The sequence below is a fragment of the Hydrocoleum sp. CS-953 genome (assembly GCF_002260545.1).
Lineage (GTDB): Bacteria > Cyanobacteriota > Cyanobacteriia > Cyanobacteriales > Microcoleaceae > Trichodesmium.
Genome location: NZ_LGSU01001040.1, coordinates 1 through 6,235 on the forward strand (window position 1 = coordinate 1; position 6,235 = coordinate 6,235).

4 protein-coding genes and 2 pseudogenes are annotated in these 6,235 nt (G+C 34.4%); 1 reads left to right on the plus strand and 5 read right to left on the minus strand.

Annotated elements, in window-relative coordinates; translation table 11 throughout:
• The 4 genes and pseudogenes from AFK68_RS15185 to AFK68_RS15205 form a co-directional block, all read right to left on the minus strand.
• Positions 1 to 1,891: GAF domain-containing protein (locus AFK68_RS15185; RefSeq protein WP_094673523.1), on the minus strand; the 1,891-nt coding region annotated here is incomplete at its 3' end.
• An 82-nt stretch (positions 1,892 to 1,973) separates the two neighbouring features.
• Positions 1,974 to 2,170 (minus strand): annotated as a pseudogene (locus tag AFK68_RS45285) (hypothetical protein); the annotation flags it as partial.
• Between the two features lie 1,120 nt (positions 2,171 to 3,290).
• Complete coding sequence (locus AFK68_RS15200) at positions 3,291 to 3,578, minus strand: plasmid stability protein (RefSeq protein WP_246844212.1); 288 nt, start codon at positions 3,576 to 3,578, stop codon at positions 3,291 to 3,293.
• A gap of 70 nt (positions 3,579 to 3,648) precedes the next feature.
• Positions 3,649 to 4,959 carry an aminopeptidase P N-terminal domain-containing protein gene (locus AFK68_RS15205; RefSeq protein ID WP_094673525.1) on the minus strand — a complete coding sequence of 437 codons (1,311 nt, stop codon included), beginning with the start codon at positions 4,957 to 4,959 and terminating at the stop codon, positions 3,649 to 3,651.
• Between the two features lie 562 nt (positions 4,960 to 5,521).
• Here AFK68_RS15205 and AFK68_RS43475 point away from each other — a divergent pair.
• Positions 5,522 to 5,650 (plus strand): hypothetical protein, encoded by a 129-nt coding sequence (locus AFK68_RS43475; protein ID WP_256386570.1) that lies wholly within the window; start codon positions 5,522 to 5,524, stop codon positions 5,648 to 5,650.
• Positions 5,651 to 6,101: 451 nt separating this feature from the next.
• Here the strand turns inward: AFK68_RS43475 and AFK68_RS41825 are convergent.
• A pseudogene (locus AFK68_RS41825) lies at positions 6,102 to 6,235 on the minus strand (UPF0104 family protein); the annotation flags it as partial.

The following is a 6,235-nucleotide window of genomic DNA, read 5'->3' on the forward strand; positions in this document are numbered from 1 at the left end:
CAATCTTATCGTCTTTTTTATTATACTTAACTGCATTATTAATTAAATTGCTAAATACTTGTTCTAGAAGTATTTTGTCTCCATAAATCACTGGCAAATTATCCATATTTCTGATTTCAAAAGATATATCGGGTTTACTAACTTTAACAACCTCAGACACATTTTCAATTAATTCATTCAGATTAATAGGAGATTTATGAAGTTCTTGACGACCTAAACGAGAGAAATATAACAAAGCATTAATTAAATCCTCCATCCGTTGAGTTAAACGCACCAAAGTCTCTAATTTTTCTCGACCATCTTGGTTAAGAATTTCCCCATAATCTTCCATCAAAAATGTAGAATAATTATGAATACCTCGCAATGGTTCTTTTAAATCATGGGAAGCAATATAAGTAAAAGAATCTAACTCACTATTACTTTGTTCTAGTTCCAGATTTATTTTTGCTAATTCAGAAATTCTGCGCATCACAATTCCCACAATTGCGGTTTTAAAATCTTGCGCTCCTTCTATTTCATAAGGTTGCCAAGGTAAGGAATGAAATTTAACTATTTCTTGCCATTGTTCAAAAGATGTTCGAGGACAAAGTGTCATTTTACCATCAGATTCAATCTCTATAGGATATTCTGGATTTCCAGCCCAATTAACTGTTTGACTTACTTCTGGTCGAAACCACAAAACATAAACTTCTTGTAACTTGGCAATTTCTAACACTAATAATCCACCAGAAATATCTTTAAATTCTTGAGCAGGTGGGTAAATTATTGGTAAAGAATCAGTTGAATAGATGTCAGTCTTCATCTGATTTTTTACCCAATTTAGTAGTTCTGTAATTTCTGCATCGTTTGGTGTTTTTCCTACTTTGTGATATTCTCCTTCTAGAAAAATTACAGACCCCGTTGCTCCAACTATTGTTAATAATTTACTGCCGATATTTTTGATAACATTTAATAAATCTTCTGACTCAGAAATAATCTTTATTACTTCAGCTTGGACGGACTTCAGAGCAACTTTATTATCTAAATTATCATTTTGTTCTCTCATGGGAATATGAATCGACATTATTTGACCTAAAAATTCACAAACCACTCGTTTATGGTAGGGAATATATTTAGTTGATTCGTGATGACAAGCAATTAAACCCCATAATTTTCCTTCTTTCACCAGAGAAACTGACATTGAACCCATAACACCCATATTATCAAGATATTTTACATGACAGCGAGAAACACCCCGCAGCACAGAAAAAGTTAAATCTAGAGGTTCGTTAGTTAAAGGATTAAATTGAGGTACTAACTCAACAATTTGAGAGTTGATATTTGGAATAGTTCGTACAAACTTAACAGAGAAAACAGCTCTTGCTACTTGGGGAACATCATAAGCAGGATAATATAAACCTAAAAATGCTTCTTGGTCTTCTCGTTTATCTTCGGCAATTACTTCTCCAGAGTCATCAGGATGAAACTTGTAGATCATCACCCTGTCAAATCCAGTAATTTTGCGGATTTCTTGAACTACAATCTGACAAAGTTCATGTAAATTGGCAGATTTCTGAATTTTATTAATTATGGGAAAAGTCAGTTGATAAAATTGGGAAAAGTCTGTAGCTGATTCATTTTCACAAGGTTCAAGTTCTAGAATTACAACTCCATTATTACGATGAATAATACCGTTAAATAATCTAACTTCATTTCCACATTTAATAGATAATTTGAGTGGGTTGATATATACAAAATTTCCTGCCAAATTCTGACGAATCTTATCTATTTGTTCAGAATCTAAGAGACATTCGATGTTCTGTTCGAGTAGATTTTCTGGAGGAATATTGAGCCATTTTTCTGTATTACTACCAACTTGAATAATATCCAACTCTTGCTCTTGCAAAACCAATAATACTCCATGATCTTGAATGAAGTTAGGAATATGAATTTGTTCATTATAGTCTTTTCGGAAGCTTTTTTGAATCTGCTANTGTTCGAGTAGATTTTCTGGAGGAATATTGAGCCATTTTTCTGTATTACTACCAACTTGAATAATATCCAACTCTTGCTCTTGCAAAACCAATAATACTCCATGATCTTGAATGAAGTTAGGAATATGAATTTGTTCATTATAGTCAATATTTGAATTGACTCTTTGTTTTATGATGATTTTTTCTTTATTATCCATTTTATCTGATTATAATTTTGGATTCGAGATTCCGTATCTTTATAATAAATACTATAAACTAAAAGAATTGCTGAAAGTAGCAATTGTTGAGTTACTGTAAGAAAAAAAAGGTATAAGTCAATAGGGTTAAGATTAGACTACAACTTATAAGGTATCGAACTATTAGAGTAGATATTGAGATGACAGAACTGCAAAAAAAATCTTTAGCTGAACTGTATTGATCTATCAACTCATCTACTTTGACTCTGACTGGGTGCTTCAGAAAATGAATTAACTATTGCGTATAGAGCAATAGAAGAAAAATTTGACCACTCATCGCCTCTGATGGGGTGCTTCAGGAAATGAATTAACTATTGCGTATAGAGCAATAGAAGAAAAATTTGACTACCCATCACCTCTGGCGGGGTGCTTCAGAAAATAAATTAACTATTGCGTATAGAGCAATAGAAGAAAAATTTCACCACTCATCACCTCTGGCNCCTCTGGCGGGGTGCTTCAGAAAATAAATTAACTATTGCGTATAGAGCAATAGAAGAAAAATTTCACCACTCATCACCTCTGGCGGGGTGCTTCAGAAAATAAATTAACTATTGCGTATAGAGCAATAGAAGAAAAATTTCACCACTCATCATCTCTGGCGGGGTGCTTCACGGAATGAATTAACTATTGCGTATAGAGCAATAGAAGAAAAATTTGACTACCCATCACCTCTGGTGGGGTGCTTCACGGAATGAATTAACTATTGCTCTATACGCAATAGAAGAAAAATTTGACTACCCATCACCTCTGGTGGGGTGCTTCACGGAATGAATTAACTATTGCGTATAGAGCAATAGAAGAAAAATTTCACCACTCATCATCTCTGGCGGGGTGCTTCAGAAAATGAAATAACTATTGCGTATAGAGCAATAGAAGAAAAATTTCACCACTCATCATCTCTGGCGGGGTGCTTCAGAAAATAAAATAACTATTGCTCTAAAGGTATAAAGAATTTCAGCTTGAGTAATAAGTCGTTGTAAAAAGATTATTTATTAGTCTTACTGCAACCCATTGACGCACTACTGATGAGCCTTGAAGTTTCATTAGTTCGGAAACTACATTAGTATCAAGTACAATCAAATCAATCCTCAAAATTGGGAATTTCCCCTAGGGGGTCTCTGGATATAATTGGGATTTCAATATCTCCAAAATGGTAAAAACGTTGCTTTATTTTTTCAGCAATATTTAAAGAATATTCTTCGTTTTCTGTTAATACTGCACGGAGAATTTCTTTAGCTTCTGCTTCAAGAGAACCCCCAGTATATTCCGCTTTCTTTTGTAACCTAACTATCAGGTCATCATCAAAGTTGTCGATTATAATACTGTTGATCTTAATATCAAAAATCAACAAGAAACAAAGATTAATCAAACCATTAGGACTTATTATTTTGGGAAAATTGTTGGGTTTAGTTACCTCAACCCAACCTACTAAATAAAAGCTATTTTTCTAATTCCTCAACTGACTTAGGCACCCCCGCAGTTAATACTTTACATCCTTCCTCTGTAACCAAAACATCATCCTCAATTCTCACTCCAATTCCCCGCCAACGATCATATACTTCTGGTTGACCTTTCACAGTTTTAATATTAGGATTAATATAAATACCAGGTTCCACAGTTAACACTTGTCCTGGTTGTAAATTTTGCGGTTCTTCTCCCCATTGATAAACACCCACATCATGCACATCTAAACCTAACCAATGTCCAGTTCTGTGCATATAAAAAGGCTTATATTTTTCCTTTTCAATTATTTCATCAATATTACCTTTTAACATTCCTAAATCTATCAATCCTTCTACTAAAACTCGGACTGCCGTATCGTGAATTTGCTTATAAGGATTTCCTGGTTTTACTTGTTCAATTGCTGCTAACTGCGACCTTAAAACTAACTCATAAATCACCTTTTGTTCTGGTGTAAATTTCCCACTAATTGGAAAAGTTCGAGTAATATCAGAATTATAATAATTGTAAGCAGCTCCAGCATCAATTAATAACAAATCATTTTCTCGCATTTTCCGATTATTTTCTATGTAATGAAGAATGCAAGAATTAGCACCAGAAGCAACAATAGAAGGATAAGCAGGAGTAGCTCCATGACGAGAAAATATATACTCCATTTCCGCTTGAATTTGATATTCAAACTTCCCCTCTTCAGCAAACTTCATCGCATGGTTATGAGCATCAACAGCAATATCAGCAGCTGTCTGCATTTGTGCTAATTCCACATCACTTTTAATCAGACGCATCGGATGTAAAATTGTACTTGAATCTTGAATAGCTGTTGGTCCAATGCCATGTCTGGGATAGACTCGCATCAAATTTTGCCAATGTTTAAACACTGTTTCATTGAAGTGGCGATCGCGTCCTAAACGATAATAAATTTTATCTGCCTTTTTCAAATATTCAGGCAATTTTTGATTTAATTCATTAATAGAAAAAGCTGCGTCCGCACCATACCTTTCCTTAGCAACTTCCACACCAGCACGATAACCAGTCCAAGTTTCTTTTTCTTGGTCTTTTGGTTGCACAAACAAAACAAACTTATGCTTTTCATGGTGAGGTGCAATAACCGCCACAGCTTCCGGTTCATTAAAACCTGTTAAATAAAAAAAGTCGCTATCTTGACGATAGGAATATTCTACATCATTGTGCATGACAGCCATTGGCGCACTTCTAAAAATAGCCGTACCATCGCCAATTTTTGCCATTAAATTTTCCCGTCGTTGTTTATATTCTGAGTAAGTTGTCATATTTTTAGAACTAAGAAGTAAGGAATAAGGAACAAAGGAAAATCATATCAAATTTTTTAGTATCTGTTCGGTTATCCTTTGGGAAGCAAGTTATATCATGTCCACTGGTATCGTTTGTGTAAACCGAAGCGTGAATATATACAATAAATTTAAGTTTTTTCAGGTTTTTAAGCCTTATTCCTTATTCCCTATTCCCTATTCCTTCTTCCTTATCTTTAACTTACAATACCAATGCTACCGGACTTGATACTAAATCTGGTTGAGAAAGAATCTTTATTATGAAGATAATGCAGAAGTCCAGTAGTGGACTGTTTCAACTAAAACTGTGCAATAGATTTTTGTTTCTAGGTGTCTTTCTCTCCCCACCCTCCCCACACTCCCCATTTTAGCTGTGTCAGTCCAGTAGGGTGCGTTTCCGCTCTTAGCGGACATGAAAATACGGCTAAAATTCAGACGATGAAAGAGATTCAGCAATCCGTCCTAACGCACCATTTTAGATATGGGGAAAAAAAGAAAATTTTTTCCTTGAGCGTCCATCCTCNTTTTTAAATAGGAGAACTTTGTGAAAGCTTTTGTAATTCAGGAATTTGGTAAATTAGTCTGTACTGAAAAACCACAACCACAACCAAAATTTGGAGAAGTTTTAGTCAAAGTCACAGCAGAGTCCAGTAGGGTGCGTTTCCGCTCTTAGCGGACATGAAAATACGGCTAAAATTCAGACGATGAAAGAGATTCAGCAATCCGTCCTAACGCACCATTTTAGATATGGGGAAAAAAAGAAAATTTTTTCCTTGAGCGTCCATCCTCTCCCTAAAAGTGAGAGGTCATTTCAGTTATCAGTTATCAGTTATCAGTTATCAGTTATCAGTCAACCTCCGACTAAAGTCGGAGGCTTGAAATACTGAGTTAAATATTTTTTCATCCCCTTAAAAGGGGAGGCTTTGGACCTCATTTTTTGGTAATTATTAATTGTTAATTATTTAAAATAAGTCTAAATACTTACTCAAATTTTCCCACTTTCATGTACTACATTTTGTCGTGATGAATGTGGGTTAATTGTTTTTTTAGTCAGTAATTTATTACAGTTCTTTGAAAGATCCAAAAACTTGAATTGCCTTGATTATTTACTAGATCTTATAATATTAAAACTGTTTATTTTTGTTCATTTGTTTAACTGTTGCCATCATTTCTCCTAAAAAGGGTAAACCAATAATCGCAGGAAGAAAATAACGAGAAGTGCATAATAAACCTAAAGCTGCTCCTGTAGCTTCTCCAA

Excerpts from the sequence above, each read along its gene's own strand:
- AFK68_RS15205 (WP_094673525.1), bottom strand. The coding sequence starts at position 4,959 with ATGACAACTTACTCAGAATATAAACAACGACGGGAAAATTTAATGGCA.